Raw genomic sequence first — 14,385 nt, 5'->3', positions numbered from 1 at the left:
CGAAATGGCTTCGGTCGCCGGGCACAGCCCGGGCTCAATGACCAAAGAGCAGATAGCTGCGGTCGATGCCGCGGAGATCGCGCGTCTCGTCGGTCCAGCCGACCGCGCGGCGGTAGCTACCCAACGCGGCAGTCTGCCGCAGCGCTACCACATCGGTCGGGCGAGGCTCCTCCGCATAAGGCGACACGTAAAGCGCGTCCTCGGGACAATACAGTTCGCAGAGGAAACAGGTCTGGCAATCGCCCTGACGGGCGATCACCGGAATCCCCTCCGTCTTGTCGAAGACATTGGTGGGGCAGACATTCACGCAGATGTCGCAGGACGTGCAGCGCTCGGCGTCGATCACCTCGATCATTCCGCGGCCTCTGCATAGCTGGCATCGGCATGCGGCCGCACCGTGGTCCAGACCTCATCGAGGCCGCCGCTCGTCACGTAATGGCGTTGGCGGTCGTCCTGATCGGGATAGTCGTCGCGGCGATGCATGCCGCGGCTTTCGTTCCGCGCCAGCGCGCTGCGGTACATCCAGCGCGACGTCGCCAGCATGGCCGCACTCTCACGGGCGCGCAGCAGATCGTCCTTGCTCGCCGCATCGGCCGCCGAGGCGTCGGACCATTCCGCATCGAGCCGCGCCAGCGCTCCTTCGAGACGCGAGGCGTGCCGGAAATAGTTCAACTCATACGGATAGACCTCGTCCTGGACTGCCTTTGCCAGCGCGGCCGGCTCAAACGCGCGACCCGCTCTGCTTCGAAACGCAACGGTGCCGGCGGAGACGAGGCGTCGCTGACGTGCCGGGCCCAGCTGCCTTGCATAGCCGGCAGCGCCCGATCCGGCCCAGGTCCCCGATGACATCGCCCAGGCGGCGTTGTGGCTGCCGCCGCCGGTGAAGCCGCCGCAGATCAATTCGCGCGTCGCTGCATCGCCGGCGGCATAGAGTCCCGGGACGCTGGTGGCGCAGCTGTCGTCGACAATGCGAAGGCCGCCGGTGCCGCGCACGGTGCCTTCGAGCCGCAAGGTGACGGGAAAACGCTCCCTGAAGGGATCGATGCCGGTGCGATCGAACGGCAGGAAGAAATTCGGCTGCGACGCGCGCATGTGACGCTGCACGTCGTCGTCGGCCTTGTCGAGGCGGGCATAGACCGGTCCCTGAAGCAGCGCGCGCGCAATCGCCGATCGCCCGCCCTTGGATGCCGCACCGGGAACGACACTGCCGTCCTCATAGCTGAAGGTCGCCCAGCCATAGAACAGCGTCTTGGTCACAGAGCCGAACGCCGGCGAGATCGCGTAAGGGTTGGAGAACTCCATGCTGCTGAACTCGGCCCCGACCTCCGCGGCCATCAGATAGCCGTCTCCGGTCAGCACATTCGATCCCAGCGTCTTGCTCAGGAACGCACAGCCGCCGGTCGCGATGACGACGGCCTTGGCGCGCACGATCCAGCGATCGTGCTTCTGGCGGCGAACGCCACTGGCTCCCGCAACCGAGCCGTCGTCCTCCACCAGCAGCTCAAGCGCCGGGCTGTGATCGAGGATGGTGACACCGGCCTGCTTGGTGCGCTTGCGCATCAGGCGCATGTATTCCGGCCCCTGCAGCGAGTTGCGCTGCGACTTGCCACTGTCGTCGACCGGGTAAGGGTAACCCCAGGCTGCCAGACGATTGCTGTCCTCGTAAGTCTGGTCGAGCACGCGCGCCATCCAGCGGCGATCCTGCAGGTGCCCGCCCATCTTTTCGCGATTGGCCATCGCGGCCTCGCGCAGCGCCGGATTGGGATCGACATACCAGACGCCGGTGCCGGCAGCCGCGGTGGCACCCGACGTGCCGCAAAATCCCTTGTCGGCGAGCACGACGCGCGCGCCGCGCTCCGCGGCGCTCACCGCGGCCCACGTGCCCGCCGGTCCGCCGCCGATCACCAGCACATCAGCGTCGAATTCGACCGAGCCGCCTGGCACGGTTCGCTGTTCGGCGCGTCGCTCGTGGACTGTCATGGTTCAGTTCTCCGGGGGGCACCGATTGCTTGCAATGCGCCGCAACAGCATCGTTACGCGCGTAGGCTTCCCTGGCAATGTCAGATATTTGCGCAGACTTGGACGAAGCTTCCCCCGCCGCTGCGCGCAAAAGAATATTCATGCGGCGACGGACAGGACGTTCCGTTCATTGCAGAAGATCGACACCGAATTTGTCCGGAGATCGCGCAGCGGAGACGGATATTTCTTTTTGCATGCGCGCGCCGGCCGCTCGTTTTCATGCGGCCAGACAGGCGATATTTCGTGAATCGTCTCACCTCAATGCGTGGCAGCCATGTCCGATCGTCAGCTTCACCTCAATGTCAACCTGTTGCACTCCGGCGTCTATGCGTCGGCGTGGCGGCTGCCCGAAAGCGATCCTCGCGCCTGCTTCGACGTCAGCCATTATGTGCGCGTGGCTGAGATCGCCGAGCGCGGCAAGCTCGATGCGATCTTCCTTGCCGACACGCCGGCGATCACTGACCGCATCGACTACCGTTCCTTCATGTCGATGGAACCGACGATCGTGCTGGCATCGGTGGCCGCGGCGACCAGCCATGTCGGGTTGATCGCGACCGCCTCGACCACCTACAACGAGCCCTACAACATCGCGCGCCGCTTCGCGACCCTGGACCTGGCGAGCGGCGGCCGCGCCGGCTGGAATGCCGTAACCACGGCCGACGCGTCGGCCAGCCGAAATTTCGGCCTCAGCCACGTGCTGGAGCACAAGGCCCGCTACGAGCGCGCCAAGGAGTTCGCCGAGGTCGTCCATGCACTGTGGGACAGTTGGGAGGACGACGCCTTTGTCGGCGACAAGTCGTCGGCGCGATTTGTCGATACGTCGAAGGTTCATCCGATCGGGCATCGCGGCGCCCATTACTCCGTGGCCGGTCCGCTCAACGTGCCGCGTTCGCCGCAGGGCCGCCCGGTGACCGTGCAGGCCGGCGGCTCGAGCGACGGCCGTGACCTCGCTGCCGCGCAGGCCGAAGCCGTGTTCACGCTGGCCCAGACGATCGAGGAAGGCGTCGCCTATGCGCGCGACCTGCGCGCCCGCGCTGCGGCCTACGGCCGCGCCGGCGACTCCATCGTCATCCTGCCGGGCCTTGCCACCGTGATCGGCAGCACCGAAGCCGAGGCGAAACGGCGGCAGGATGAGCTGTGGGAGCTGGTTCCGATCGAGTACAGCCTGGCGCGTCTCGCGGGCACCTTGCAGGTCGATTCTGCGATTCTAGAGCTCGACAAGCCGCTACCCGATCCACTGCCACTGCCGTCCAACGCCAACCACACCATGTTCCAGGGCACGGTGAACATTGCGCGCCGCGGCAACCTCACCGTCCGGCAGTTGTTGCGGGCACTCGGCGGTGGGGTCGGACACCGCATCATCGTCGGCACGCCCGAGCAGATCGCCACCGACATCGAGGCCTGGTTCAGGGCTGGCGCGGCCGACGGATTCAATCTGATGCCCGACGTGTTGCCGACGGGGCTCGAAATCTTCGTCGACAGCGTGGTGCCGATCCTGCAGCGCCGCGGTCTGTTCCGAACCAATTACGCCGGCACCACCTTGCGTGAGCATTTTGGCTTGCCTCGGCCGATCAGCCGCTTTGCGCGTCAGACGGAAGCCGCCGCAACCGCGTGACGCAGCTACTGCGAACCCGCCAGCAGTGCTCGCGTATCATTCGCAACAGATGACGCTGCGCGGACGCGCGGGATGATCTCCTTCGCAAAGCGCTCCATCTCGGCCTCGAAAGGCTGGAACTGCAGCATGAACAACTCGATGCCCGCGGCATGGAACGCCCGGATCCGGGCGGCCACGTCATCATAACTGCCGACCAGCCCGGCAGCGGTGCCGCCGTTGCTGCCGACCCGCTCCGACTTCTGCATGGTCTGCATCATCACCACCTTCGGATCGGTGTTCTGCCGCTGGATCGCCTTCATCGAGGCGTCCTTCCGCGACAGCTCCAGCAGCCGCTCATAGGCGGCCTGGGCCTCGGCCTGCGTCCGGCGCGCGATGACGAAGGCGGACAGCCCGAAGCGAAGCGGCGCCGAACTCCGCGGCCGCGCCGCCACGTCGGCAATGAGGCCCGCGACATCCTCGAGCGGCTGACCGTTGATGAACCAGACGTCGCCGTGGTCGGCGACCAAAGCGCGCGCCGGTTCGGACTCGCCGCCGACATAGACCAACGGTCGCGGTCGGTGGAGGCTCGTCGGCCGCAGCAGATAATCGCGGACGTCGAAATGCTCGCCCTTGTAGGTCAACCGCTCGCCCTGCATCAGGCGCGAGACAATCGTGATCCACTCGCGGCCATAAGCGTAACGGGCATCGTGCTCGGCAAAGCCGATGCCGGCCTTGTCGAGCTCGGGCCGGTTCCAGGCATTGACCAGGTTGATCGCGAAGCGTCCGCGGCTGATGTTCTCGATCCCGAGCGCGAGCTTGGCCAGAACCACCGGGTGATAGAGATAGGGCTTGATGGCCGCGATGATCTCGATCCGGCTGGTCAATGCCGCAACGGCCGCCGCCGCGCTCCAGGCCTCGAGCTGATCGAGATCCTCCTGATGCGGATTGATGGTGTGCTGCGCGATCAAGGTGGAATCGTAGCCCAGCGCTTCGGCGGCAAGCACGAGGTCGCGATTGCGCTCCCACGATGCGTCATACGGCTCCTCCGGATCCTGATAGGCCGCGCGCGAACCATGGACCAGCGCCCAGATGCCAAAGCGAAGCGGTCGTGTCGACATGCCGGTGTCTCCGATTTCCCTGACGTTACGTCGGCGTGTTTTCAAAGAAGCACGGCGGCAGATCAAGCCGCGGCGCATCAAAAGATTATCCTTGCCGCGCCGCGCGCGCCGATAAACCAGAAAACTCCGGACGCAGCGACAATTGGAATACGGCTCTATTTCTGTTCGAGAAAATTCGTGGGACAGTTTGCGTCGCATGAGCCGCGCGCCTTTTCGAACGACGACGAACCGTCGATCGAGAGAACGGCGGACTATGCCGCGCGCGATCAATGAGGCTCGCGCGCAATGTTGGACGAGGACAGAACAAACTTGAGCAACCTCGAACAGGCTGCGTCATCAATCGCGTTTGATTCAACGCCGCGCAGCGATCAAACCGCATCGCCGTCCCGGAAGGCACGAGTGGAGATCGGCCGGCGTGGCATGCTGCTGCTGTCGTGGCTCGCCCCGGTCGTACTTCTGATCGTCTGGGAATTGCTGGCGCAGGCCGGTTGGCTCTCGCCGCAGGTGCTGCCGGCACCGAGCAAGGTGGTCCGGACGGCATTCAGGCTGGCGACGTACGGAAGCCTGCTGAACGATCTCGGCGTCAGCCTGCTGCGCGCAACGGCCGGCTTTGCGATCGGCGGCAGCGTTGGATTCGCGCTCGGCATCCTCGTGGGTTTCTCGCGGATCGCGGAGGCCGCGATCGACCGCAGCATCCAGATGATCCGCGCGATCCCGTTTCTCGCCGCGCTGCCGCTGGTGATCGTCTGGCTCGGCGTCGGCGAAGCCCAGAAGATCTTCCTGGTCGCGCTCGGCGTCGCCTTCCCGATCTACATCAACACCACGCTGGGTATCCGGCAGGTCGACCCGAAGCTGCTCGAGCTCGGCCGCGTCCAGGGCCTCGGGACATTCGAGCTGATCCGGCGCGTCATCCTGCCCGGCGCGTTGCCCTCGATCCTGACCGGTGTGCGCTATGCGCTGGCAACCGCATGGCTGGCACTGGTGGTCGCGGAGACCATCGGCGCCCAGTCCGGCATCGGCTTTCTCGCCATGGATGCGCGCGAATTCCTGCGCACCGACGTGATCGTGCCGACGATCGTGATCTATGCGCTGATCGGCGTCGCCGCCGACGGCATCGCGCGCGCTCTGGAGCGACGGCTATTGGCCTGGCATCCCAACTATGGAGGCGCGCGATGACGCTGCACGCCGTGCTCTCACCGGCCGCGATTGCGCCGGCCGTCGTGGTGACGGGACTGCATCGCGCCTATGGCAGCCGCGTGGTGATCGAGAACCTCAACCTGCGCATCGAGCGCGGCGAGTTCGTCGTCCTGCTCGGCGAAAGCGGGTGCGGCAAGACCACGCTGCTGCGGGCGCTGGCCGGCCTCGATGCGATCGACGGCGGGCGCATCACGGCACCACGGCGGCCGGCCGTCGTTTTCCAGGAGCACCGGCTGCTACCGTGGGACAGTCTGTGGCGCAACGTCGCGCTCGGCCTCGATGCGAGCGACGCCCGTCAGCGCGCCGCCACCGCGCTAACCGAGGTCGGACTCGGCGGCCGTCTCGATGACTGGCCGCGCAACCTCTCGGGCGGCCAGGCGCAGCGCGTGGCGCTGGCGCGCGCGCTGGTGCAGGAGCCCGAGCTGCTCTTGCTCGATGAGCCCTTTGCCGCGCTCGACGCGCTGACCCGCATTCGCATGCACGATCTGGTGCGCGAGCTGGTCGCCGCCCATCGGCCCGGCGTTCTTCTGGTCACCCACGACGTCGACGAGGCGATCGCGCTCGCCGACCGCATCCTGGTGATGCGCGAGGGCCGGATCGCGTTCGAGCATCGCATGAAACGTAACGGCGCAGCGCCGATCGGCCGCGCCGAGCTGCTGGCGGAGCTCGGCGTCGGCACCTCTCACCCCATTCCTGCCTGAGGACCAATCGATGTCTATCCCACGGTTCACCAACCCCACCCGTCGCAGTTTCCTTGGCGGTGCCGCTTTCGGCATCGGCGCGCTTGCCGGCCTTGACCTGTCCGGGCCGGCACATGCGGCGACCGGCCGCGTCACCGACACGGTGCGTCTGACCTGGGGTTTGAGCGGCCTCAATCTGATCGCCAAGGAGCGCGGCGAGTTCGAGAAGCTGCTGGCCAGGGACGGCATCAAGGTCGATTGGCTCGGGCCGTTCCCCAATCATGCACCGACGCTGCAGGCTGTGACCGGCGGCAGCGCCGATTTCAGCTTCGGCGGCAGCACGACGCCGGCACTCGCCGCGATCATCGCCGGCTCACCGCTGGTGTTCACGCAATTCGTGGTCTACGAGCCGCGCACCACTGCGATCATCGCGCGGGATGACTCCGGCATAAACAAAGTCGAGGATCTCGTCGGCAAGTCGGTGGCGGTGAACCGTTCGGGTCTCGGCGAATTCCTGCTGGTTGCGGCGCTCGAGAAGCACAAGGTCGACCGCTCCAAGGTGACGTTCGTCTATCTCAACCCGCCGGACGCAGCGCCGGCGCTGGCCTCCGGGAAGGTCGACGCCTGGTCGATGTGGAGCCCGGGCGTCGACATTGCGCGGCTCGAATACAAGGCGCACGACATCTTTCTGGAAGGTCGCGATCTCGAGTTCCAGATCGACTACACGTCCTACCTGACCACCCGAAAATTCGCGACCGACAATCCCGCGCTGGTCCGGGCCGTCAATGATGCCTTCCGCGCCGAAGGCAAGTGGATCTCCGCGAACAGCAAGGATGCCGAATACATCGCGCAGAAGGCCGGCAAATACAGCGACCAGGTCCGCGACCAGTTCATCGCGCTGAACCGGCAGTATCGCTACTTCGCCGCCAACGACGAAAACTTCCTCGCCGAACTGCAACGGGCCGCCGACTGGTTGGTCGCGCGCAAGGTGCTCCCGGAGCCGATCAAGGTCACCGACCATTTGGCCCAGGTCTGATCAGCAGCCGTCCTATCAATCAACGCCATTCGGGTGATACCAATGAACAAGCCCTTATCCGCTACCTCGCTGGAACCTTCCGACCGCCTCCGCAGCCACGCGCCCGATATCGACGCGCTGCTTGGCTGCATCGCGGAAGGCGCCGCCGACCGCGAACGCGAGCGCGTCCTGCCGTTCGCGCAAGTCGATCTTGTTCGCAAGGCCCGCCTCGGCGCGTTGCGGCTACCGATCGAAGCCGGCGGTGCCGGCCTGTCAATTCGCGCATTGTTCGAGATCGTCATCGGTCTCGGCGAAGCCGACGCCAATGTCGCGCATATCCTGCGCAACCATTTCAGCGTCGTCGAACGCGTGGTGCGCCGGCCGAAGGACGATCAGCACAGGCAATGGCAGAAGGCAGTCGCCGACGGCGCAATCATCGGGCTTGCGGCGACCGAGCTCGACACGCCGAAGGTCGGCAACGTCACGCCGAACACGGCACTCACTGCCGACGGCGACGACTACCTGCTCAACGGCACGAAATACTACAGCACCGGCACGTTGTATTCGGACTACGTCCTCGTTCGCACCGCCGACGCATCCGCCACCAATGCCGCCGTGCTGATTCCGATCAACCGCGACGGCGTTGAGCTCATCGACGACTGGGACGGTCTCGGGCAGCGGCTGACGGCGACCGGCACCACTCACTTCCGCAACGTGCGCGTCAAGCGCCAGGAGGTCGTATTCGATGCACCGGACATCGGCTATGGCATTCCCTACTCCAACACATTTGCCCAGCTGTTCCTGACCGCGATCAATGCCGGCATCGCGCGCGCCGTGCTGCGCGACGCCAGCGCCCTGGTGCGGACCCGCAAGCGGACGTTCTATTACGCGCCGAGTGAGGTCCCAGCGGACGATCCGCTGCTGCAACAGACCATCGGCCAGATCGCCAGCGGCGCATTCGCCGCCGAGACCGTGGTGCTTGCGGCCGCGGAGGCGCTCGATGCCGCCACCGACGCTTTCGATGCAGGCGACGAAAACGCAGTCGATGCCGCGCACAAGGCCGCGCTGCTGTCGGCCAAGGCCAAGATCGTTGCGGACGAATTCGCGATCCGGAGCGGCAGCCTGCTGTTCGACGTCGGCGGCGCCTCGGCCACCAAGAAGGCGACCAATTTCGACCGCCACTGGCGCAACGCGCGCACGCTGGCGTCGCACAATCCAAACACCTTCAAGGCGCGCTCGATCGGACAGTACGAGATCAGCGGCACGCCGCTACCCGCCAAGGGCTTCTTCTAGGGCTCCGTTCCGATCGAATCGGCACGGAGCTCTGGATTGCTGTTTTGATGCGTTTTCTTCACGCGAACCGGTATCCACTTCGCTCGAAAGCGCTCTGGCGAGGTCCAATCCGGCGAGGCAATGCAAGGGAGAATCCCGATGAGCAAGCCGGATATTCATCTTGTGGACGCCGACCACGAGATCGAGCGTCAATTTCGCCTTGTCATGCGCCGCCTCCCCGGCGGCGTTTGCATCATCACCGCAGGACAGGGTGAGGAGGTCACCGGCATGACGGTGACCTCGCTGACGTCACTCAGCGCCAGCCCACCCCGATTGTTGGTCAGCATCAACCGGCAGGCATCGTCCTTCGCACCGATCGCCCGCCATCGGCTGTTCGGCGTCAACATCCTCGGCTCCGACCAGCAGGCCTTGGCCGAGCGCTTCAGCAATCGCTGGCTGAACGGCAGGGAACGCTTCGAAGGCACCGACTGGACCCATGGAGCTTCGGGCGTGCCGTTGCTACAGCGGTCGCTTGCGATGATCGAATGCCAGGTCGAGGAGATCATCGAGCGGCATTCCCACGGCATCATCGTGGGCCGCCTTGCCAGCATGGAATTGTCGCATCGGCTGTCCGGCCTCACCTACTGGAACGGACAGTATGTCCAGATCGATCACGAGGCCGATCTCGACCTCTTGGCCGAAGTCAGCATTCCTCTGGCGCATGTCCGTTAGGACAGACAAAGGGTGCAGCATGAAACGCGAATTGCCGCCAGCATCGCCTCCGTCAACGGCCGGCGCGGTCAGCAGACTACCAGGTCGCTGGCAGCTCGACCGGATCGTGGCCGAGTTGCGCACGTCGCGGGAGGAGACCCACAGCATTCGGCAAGACGGCGAGGCTCGCCGTGCCCCCTCGCGCGACGCGTTGGAGGCGATCCTGGATGGCCTCACCGAGGCGCTGTTTCCGCGCCACTACGGCCAATCGGACCTCGACGGCGAGAACATCGACTATTTCGTCGGCAATACGCTGAGCACAGCATTGGATTCGCTCGGCGCGCAGATCCATCGCGGCGCGCTGTTCGTTGGCGACGAGCTGGAGCCGGGCTTTGCGCACGAAGAGGCGATCGAGCTGACACGCGCATTCGCCACCCAACTGCCGTCGGTCCGCGGACTTCTGATCAACGATCTGCGGGCGGCATTCGTTGGAGACCCGGCGGCGCGGAATTTTCCCGAGATCCTGATCGGCTATCCCGGGATGACCGCCATCATCCACCATCGCCTTGCGCATCTGCTTTACAGATCGGCGCGCGGCTGGTGGCGCGCCTGATGTCGGAGATCGCCCACACAAGGACCGGCATCGATATTCATCCCGGCGCTCGGATCGGCTCCGGCTTCTTCATCGATCACGGCACCGGCGTCGTGATCGGCGAAACCGCAATCATCGGCAACAACGTCCGGGTCTATCAGGCGGTCACGCTCGGCGCGCGGCATTTCCCGACCGACGACGAGGGCCATGTGATCAAGGGCGACGCCCGCCATCCGATCGTCGAGGATGACGTCGTAATCTACGCCGGCGCAACCATACTCGGCCGGATCACGATCGGCCGCGGGTCGACCATCGGCGGCAACGTCTGGCTGACCAAGGACGTGCCGCCGAACAGCATTGTGACGCAGGCCACCGCACGAAACAGTCCGAGCGGCGCCTGAACCACGGCCTCACACCGCAACCTGTGCCTTCCATCGCATCAAGCGCCGTTCCAACGCCTCCAGGACGGCATTGAATGCCAGCCCGATCACGGTGATCCCGATTATGCCGAAATACATCTGCGGGATCAGGAAGCTGTACTGGCTGTTGATGATGAGATAGCCGAGACCGGCCTTGGCGCCGACCATCTCGGATGCGACCAGCACCAGCATGGCTGACGCACTGGCGAGGCGAATGCCGACAAAGATCGTCGGCAGCGCCGCCGGAAGGATCACCTTGCGGAACAGCTGCTGAGGGGTCGCGCCCATGGTCCGCGCCGACTTGATCAAGAGCGGATCGACCTGCTTCACCGCGGCGATGGTGTTGAGCAGCAGCGGCCAGGCGCAGCTATAGACCACCATCGTGACCTTCGAGAGCTCGCCGATGCCAAGCAGCAGGATGAACACCGGCAACAGCGCGAGCGGCGCGGTATTGCGGCAAACCTCGATGAACTGGTTTAGGAGATCGCCGAGCCTTGTGTGCCAGCCGACGGCCAGCCCGAGCGGGACGAACAGCACGACCGACACCAGAAACCCGCTCAGCGCGCGGAGCAGGCTCGCGGAGGCGTCGTCATAGAGTTCGCCGGTTTGCGCGAGCTGCCAGCCTGCGGCGTTGACATCAGAGAAGGGCGGCAGAAACACCGCGTCGATCAAGCCGAGCCTGGGCGCGGCCTCCCAGATCGCCAGAAGGGCGATCAGCAGCAGGGAGCGGCGCCCGAAAGCTGCCAGACCGCGGGTCGCGGCGCGGACCGCGCTCACCAGCGGTGACCGCGCTGCCGGCGCGTGCTCGTCTCGCCGCCCATGCGCGAGCTCCAGCAACGTCAGCATCTCCAGGCTAGACATGAGCGACTTCCTCTACTTCACGCTCGACACGGCCTGCGCTGACCCTACCCGCCGATTGCCCCTGCTGCGCCTTCTGCACTTCCTTGCGGAGCAGGCTCCAGATTTCATGGCGCACGCGGCCGAATTCCGGCAACGAGCGCACATCCTCGGCTTCGCTGCGCAAGGCCGCGGGGATGTCGACGATCTCTTTGATTCGGCCCGGACGCGACGTCATGACCGCCACGCGCTGGCCGAGCACGACCGCCTCGTCGATGCCATGGGTGATGAAGATGATGGTCTTGCCGGTGGCACGCCAGATTCGCAGCAGCTCGCCCTGCAGCGTTTCGCGCGTCTGGGCGTCGAGCGCGGCGAACGGCTCGTCCATCAGCAGCACTTCCGGATCGTAGGCCAGGCTCCGCGCGATCGCGACGCGCTGCTTCATGCCGCCGGAAAGCTCGTGCGGATAACGGTCGGCAAAACCGGACAGCCCCACCAGGTCGAGAAAGTGCCGCGCGATCTCCCCGCGCTGCTTCGGCTTGAGGCCGGCAATGTCGAGCCCGAACTCGACATTCTGCGCGGCGGTACGCCATGGAAACAGCGCATACTGCTGGAACACGACGCCGCGGTCGCGTCCGGGCCCGACGATCGGCCGGCCGTCGAGCAGGATGCGGCCGCTGGTCGGCGTCGCAAGCCCGCCGAGCAGATCGAGCAATGTCGACTTGCCGCAACCGCTTGGACCGACCAAGGCGAGGAATTCGCCGGCGCGCACGTCGAACGTAATGTCCTCGAGCGCGGTGAAGCGGCCCGCCGGCCGGCTTCCCTCGCCTCGGGTGACGAACTCCTTGCGGACCTTGTCAAAGCTGATCTTGACCGACGTCATCGCGCCTCCGCCGTCTTTCCGGGACGGAAATAGTTGAACTCGTTGGTGTAGGTGTCCGAAGCCTTGATCTGGCCCGGCTTGAGCAGGCCGTCCTTGACCAGCCAGTCGATCCAGACCTGCAGCTCGGCATCCGAGATCACGCCACCCCTGGACGCGACGCCGGTGCTCTTCCAGTACTTGATCGAGGAGGCATCCTCGTTGCGTTTGCGTTCCGTGATGATCCGGTCGAAACGGGCCCGCACTTCATCGGGCGGCGTCGTCTGCGCCCACTGGATGGCGCGCGAAATCCCGTCAACCAGCTTGCGGGCGGTGTTCGGATTGTCCTTGATGAACTTCTCCCGCAGCACATAGGCACCGCCGGTGAACTGTCCGAACAGATCGGTATCGTTGAAGAGCGAGCGGATCCCGCCACGCTCCAGCGCCTTGTCGCGCAACACGCCGCTGAGCGCGCTCACCTCGACCTGCCCTTGCCGCAGCGCCTGCTCGCCGGTGACGGGTGGAACCGCCACCAATGTCACCTGCTTGGCCTCGCCGGCGCCAAGGCCGTTCCGCGCCAGATACTCTCGCAGCACGAACTCCAGATGGGCGCCAAGCGTATTGACCGCGACCTTCTTGCCGATCAGGTCGCGGGCAGTCTTGATCGGACTGTCATCCTTCACATAGTAGCCGTAATAGGTGTTCGCGTCGGAACCGTAATAGCCGACCACCGCCTTGATCGGCGCCTTGGCCGCAATCAACTTGATGATCGCGCCGTAGAAAGCGCCGCCGACGTCGATGTCGCCGGTGACGACGGTCTGGATGTCCTGCGGTCCGCTGATGGTGTTGCCAACCCATTTGAGCTTGAGGGGCGCGAGGTAGCCGAGGTCCTCGGCGAGCTCGGTGAACGTCACCTGCCCGGCCCAGCCTTGATAGCGGATCTCGGTCTTCTCGAGCGGTGGCTCGGCGAAGGCCGGAGCGATCAGGCCCAACGCAAAGGCTCCGGCCAGCAGCAATCGCGCCGCCCGGCGCGCAGCGGCTCGCCGCGCGCGCAGAATTCGAACGATGGCATTCATGGTGTTGCTCCAATAGGCGACATGCTCAGGCTGCCTTCGCCGGGTGCGGCTTCGGCGATTTGATCCGCGTCACGCTGTGGCGGCCGTCGACGCTGACTGGAACCTCGCCATCGATGGTGGCGCGGCGCACCACGCGATGCTGATCGCCGTAGTCATTGACGGCGTAATGCTGGGTCGCGCGATTGTCCCAGATCGCGACGTCTCCGGCCCGCCAGCTCCAGCGCACGGTGTTCTCGGGAGCCGTGATGTGAGACTGGAACAGATCGAACAGCTTCTGGCCGTCATATTTCGGCAGGCCGACAAAGCGCTGGACGAAATTGCCGAGCACCAGCGTGTGCTCGCCCGTTTCGGGATGAACGCGCACGACCGGATGCTCGGTCTCATAGATCGTCCCGGTGAATACCTCGTCGAAATGCTTTCTGTCGGCGTCGGTGGCGCGAGACTTCACCGCGTAATCATAGGCATTGCTGTGAATCGCCCAGAGCTCGTCGGCGAGCTTGCGCAGTGGTGCCGGCAGATCGAGATAGGCGGCCGCCGTGTTCGACCAGACGGTGTCACCGCCATAGGGCGGGATCACCACGCCGCGCAGCACCGAGATTTTCGGATAGGCATCGACGAACGTGACGTCGGTATGCCATTGGTCCGCGCGGCCGCCGCCACGCCCCGAATCCAGCTCGAGGATCGACGACGTGCCCTTGCTCGGGCCGATGGTCGGATGCGGCACCAGTTTGCCGAGCCTGACCGCGAAGCGCTCCTGCTCGGCGTCGTCGAGGTGCTCCTGGTCGCGAAAGAAGATCACCTTGTGCTCGAGCAACACCTGGTTGATGGCACGGATGAGCGCGCCGGGAAGGTCACCCGACAGCTTCACATTCTTGATCTCGGCACCAAGCCGGGCAGCGCGCTTGACGATGTCGGCGCGCGGAATGACGTTGTCGATGGTGGTCGTGTTGCTCATGATGTTGGTCTCGTTGCCGCGATCCCCTGGACAAGGCTCCG

General features: G+C 65.3%; 14 protein-coding genes and 1 pseudogene. 8 read left to right on the top strand and 7 right to left on the bottom strand.

The features are described from left to right. Positions 1 to 34 precede the first annotated feature (34 nt). Both JEY66_RS09830 and JEY66_RS09825 read right to left on the bottom strand, forming a co-directional pair. Entirely contained in the window at positions 35 to 355 is a 321-nt protein-coding gene (locus JEY66_RS09830; protein ID WP_016840109.1) for a 4Fe-4S dicluster domain-containing protein, read from the bottom strand. Next, positions 352 to 1,980, bottom strand: a complete 1,629-nt coding sequence (locus JEY66_RS09825; protein ID WP_018273449.1) for an FAD-dependent oxidoreductase — start codon at positions 1,978 to 1,980, stop codon at positions 352 to 354. The genes JEY66_RS09830 and JEY66_RS09825 overlap by 4 nt, the downstream gene beginning before the upstream one ends. On the opposite strand from JEY66_RS09825, the gene JEY66_RS09820 reads away from it, so the two are divergent. Together JEY66_RS09820 and JEY66_RS09815 are read left to right on the top strand one after the other, a co-directional pair. Further along, positions 1,979 to 2,266 (top strand): hypothetical protein, encoded by a 288-nt coding sequence (locus tag JEY66_RS09820; protein ID WP_125459460.1) that lies wholly within the window; start codon positions 1,979 to 1,981, stop codon positions 2,264 to 2,266. The two genes, JEY66_RS09825 and JEY66_RS09820, sit on opposite strands and share 2 nt — an antisense overlap. A gap of 27 nt (positions 2,267 to 2,293) precedes the next feature. Next, a complete protein-coding gene (locus JEY66_RS09815) occupies positions 2,294 to 3,634 on the top strand; it encodes an LLM class flavin-dependent oxidoreductase (protein WP_018273450.1) in 1,341 nt (446 codons plus the stop codon). Between the two features lie 5 nt (positions 3,635 to 3,639). Here the strand turns inward: JEY66_RS09815 and JEY66_RS09810 are convergent, their stop codons facing one another. Further along, positions 3,640 to 4,731 (bottom strand): LLM class flavin-dependent oxidoreductase, encoded by a 1,092-nt coding sequence (locus tag JEY66_RS09810; protein ID WP_016840124.1) that lies wholly within the window; start codon positions 4,729 to 4,731, stop codon positions 3,640 to 3,642. Positions 4,732 to 5,151: 420 nt separating this feature from the next. Between JEY66_RS09810 and JEY66_RS09805 the strand changes: the two genes are divergently transcribed. The 6 genes and pseudogenes from JEY66_RS09805 (at position 5,152) to epsC (ending at position 10,599) form a co-directional block, all read left to right on the top strand. Further along, positions 5,152 to 5,907, top strand: a complete 756-nt coding sequence (locus JEY66_RS09805) for an ABC transporter permease subunit (protein WP_210291008.1) — start codon at positions 5,152 to 5,154, stop codon at positions 5,905 to 5,907. Beyond that, entirely contained in the window at positions 5,904 to 6,629 is a 726-nt protein-coding gene (locus tag JEY66_RS09800; protein ID WP_018273451.1) for an ABC transporter ATP-binding protein, read from the top strand. The genes JEY66_RS09805 and JEY66_RS09800 overlap by 4 nt, the downstream gene beginning before the upstream one ends. Before the next feature lie 10 nt (positions 6,630 to 6,639). Further along, positions 6,640 to 7,644, top strand: a complete 1,005-nt coding sequence (locus JEY66_RS09795; RefSeq protein WP_016840136.1) for an NrtA/SsuA/CpmA family ABC transporter substrate-binding protein — start codon at positions 6,640 to 6,642, stop codon at positions 7,642 to 7,644. Positions 7,645 to 7,686: 42 nt separating this feature from the next. After that, the gene (locus tag JEY66_RS09790) at positions 7,687 to 8,916 is read left to right on the top strand and encodes an acyl-CoA dehydrogenase family protein (protein ID WP_016840138.1); all 1,230 of its coding nucleotides are present in this window, start codon (positions 7,687 to 7,689) and stop codon (positions 8,914 to 8,916) included. Positions 8,917 to 9,054: 138 nt separating this feature from the next. Then, positions 9,055 to 9,627: a flavin reductase family protein gene (locus tag JEY66_RS09785; RefSeq protein WP_016840141.1), complete on the top strand. Its 573-nt coding sequence runs from the start codon at positions 9,055 to 9,057 to the stop codon at positions 9,625 to 9,627. Positions 9,628 to 9,646: 19 nt separating this feature from the next. Further along, a pseudogene (epsC, locus tag JEY66_RS45405) lies at positions 9,647 to 10,599 on the top strand (serine O-acetyltransferase EpsC). 9 nt (positions 10,600 to 10,608) lie between these two features. Here the strand turns inward: epsC and JEY66_RS09770 are convergent. The 4 genes from JEY66_RS09770 to JEY66_RS09755 are packed head-to-tail and all read right to left on the bottom strand — an operon-like array spanning position 10,609 to position 14,344. Further along, on the bottom strand, positions 10,609 to 11,478 hold the full coding sequence (locus tag JEY66_RS09770) for an ABC transporter permease (RefSeq protein ID WP_174771011.1): 870 nt from the start codon (positions 11,476 to 11,478) through the stop codon (positions 10,609 to 10,611). Beyond that, a complete protein-coding gene (locus JEY66_RS09765) occupies positions 11,471 to 12,337 on the bottom strand; it encodes an ABC transporter ATP-binding protein (RefSeq protein WP_016840147.1) in 867 nt (288 codons plus the stop codon). The genes JEY66_RS09770 and JEY66_RS09765 overlap by 8 nt, the downstream gene beginning before the upstream one ends. Next, entirely contained in the window at positions 12,334 to 13,389 is a 1,056-nt protein-coding gene (locus JEY66_RS09760) for an ABC transporter substrate-binding protein (RefSeq protein ID WP_016840149.1), read from the bottom strand. The genes JEY66_RS09765 and JEY66_RS09760 overlap by 4 nt, the downstream gene beginning before the upstream one ends. Before the next feature lie 25 nt (positions 13,390 to 13,414). Further along, complete coding sequence (locus JEY66_RS09755) at positions 13,415 to 14,344, bottom strand: TauD/TfdA dioxygenase family protein (protein WP_026193298.1); 930 nt, start codon at positions 14,342 to 14,344, stop codon at positions 13,415 to 13,417. Positions 14,345 to 14,385 lie beyond the last annotated feature (41 nt).

The sequence above is a fragment of the Bradyrhizobium elkanii USDA 76 genome, assembly GCF_023278185.1.
Lineage (GTDB): Bacteria > Pseudomonadota > Alphaproteobacteria > Rhizobiales > Xanthobacteraceae > Bradyrhizobium > Bradyrhizobium elkanii.
Note: the sequence above shows the minus strand (reverse complement) of the source record. Positions and strands in the feature narration are given on the sequence as shown.

Excerpts from the sequence above, each read along its gene's own strand:
- JEY66_RS09830 (WP_016840109.1), bottom strand. The coding sequence starts at position 355 with ATGATCGAGGTGATCGACGCCGAGCGCTGCACGTCCTGCGACATCTGC.
- JEY66_RS09820 (WP_125459460.1), top strand. The coding sequence starts at position 1,979 with ATGGTTCAGTTCTCCGGGGGGCACCGATTGCTTGCAATGCGCCGCAAC.
- JEY66_RS09825 (WP_018273449.1), bottom strand. The coding sequence starts at position 1,980 with ATGACAGTCCACGAGCGACGCGCCGAACAGCGAACCGTGCCAGGCGGC.
- JEY66_RS09815 (WP_018273450.1), top strand. The coding sequence starts at position 2,294 with ATGTCCGATCGTCAGCTTCACCTCAATGTCAACCTGTTGCACTCCGGC.
- JEY66_RS09810 (WP_016840124.1), bottom strand. The coding sequence starts at position 4,731 with ATGTCGACACGACCGCTTCGCTTTGGCATCTGGGCGCTGGTCCATGGT.
- JEY66_RS09805 (WP_210291008.1), top strand. The coding sequence starts at position 5,152 with ATGCTGCTGCTGTCGTGGCTCGCCCCGGTCGTACTTCTGATCGTCTGG.
- JEY66_RS09800 (WP_018273451.1), top strand. The coding sequence starts at position 5,904 with ATGACGCTGCACGCCGTGCTCTCACCGGCCGCGATTGCGCCGGCCGTC.
- JEY66_RS09795 (WP_016840136.1), top strand. The coding sequence starts at position 6,640 with ATGTCTATCCCACGGTTCACCAACCCCACCCGTCGCAGTTTCCTTGGC.
- JEY66_RS09790 (WP_016840138.1), top strand. The coding sequence starts at position 7,687 with ATGAACAAGCCCTTATCCGCTACCTCGCTGGAACCTTCCGACCGCCTC.
- JEY66_RS09785 (WP_016840141.1), top strand. The coding sequence starts at position 9,055 with ATGAGCAAGCCGGATATTCATCTTGTGGACGCCGACCACGAGATCGAG.
- JEY66_RS09770 (WP_174771011.1), bottom strand. The coding sequence starts at position 11,478 with ATGTCTAGCCTGGAGATGCTGACGTTGCTGGAGCTCGCGCATGGGCGG.
- JEY66_RS09765 (WP_016840147.1), bottom strand. The coding sequence starts at position 12,337 with ATGACGTCGGTCAAGATCAGCTTTGACAAGGTCCGCAAGGAGTTCGTC.
- JEY66_RS09760 (WP_016840149.1), bottom strand. The coding sequence starts at position 13,389 with ATGAATGCCATCGTTCGAATTCTGCGCGCGCGGCGAGCCGCTGCGCGC.
- JEY66_RS09755 (WP_026193298.1), bottom strand. The coding sequence starts at position 14,344 with ATGAGCAACACGACCACCATCGACAACGTCATTCCGCGCGCCGACATC.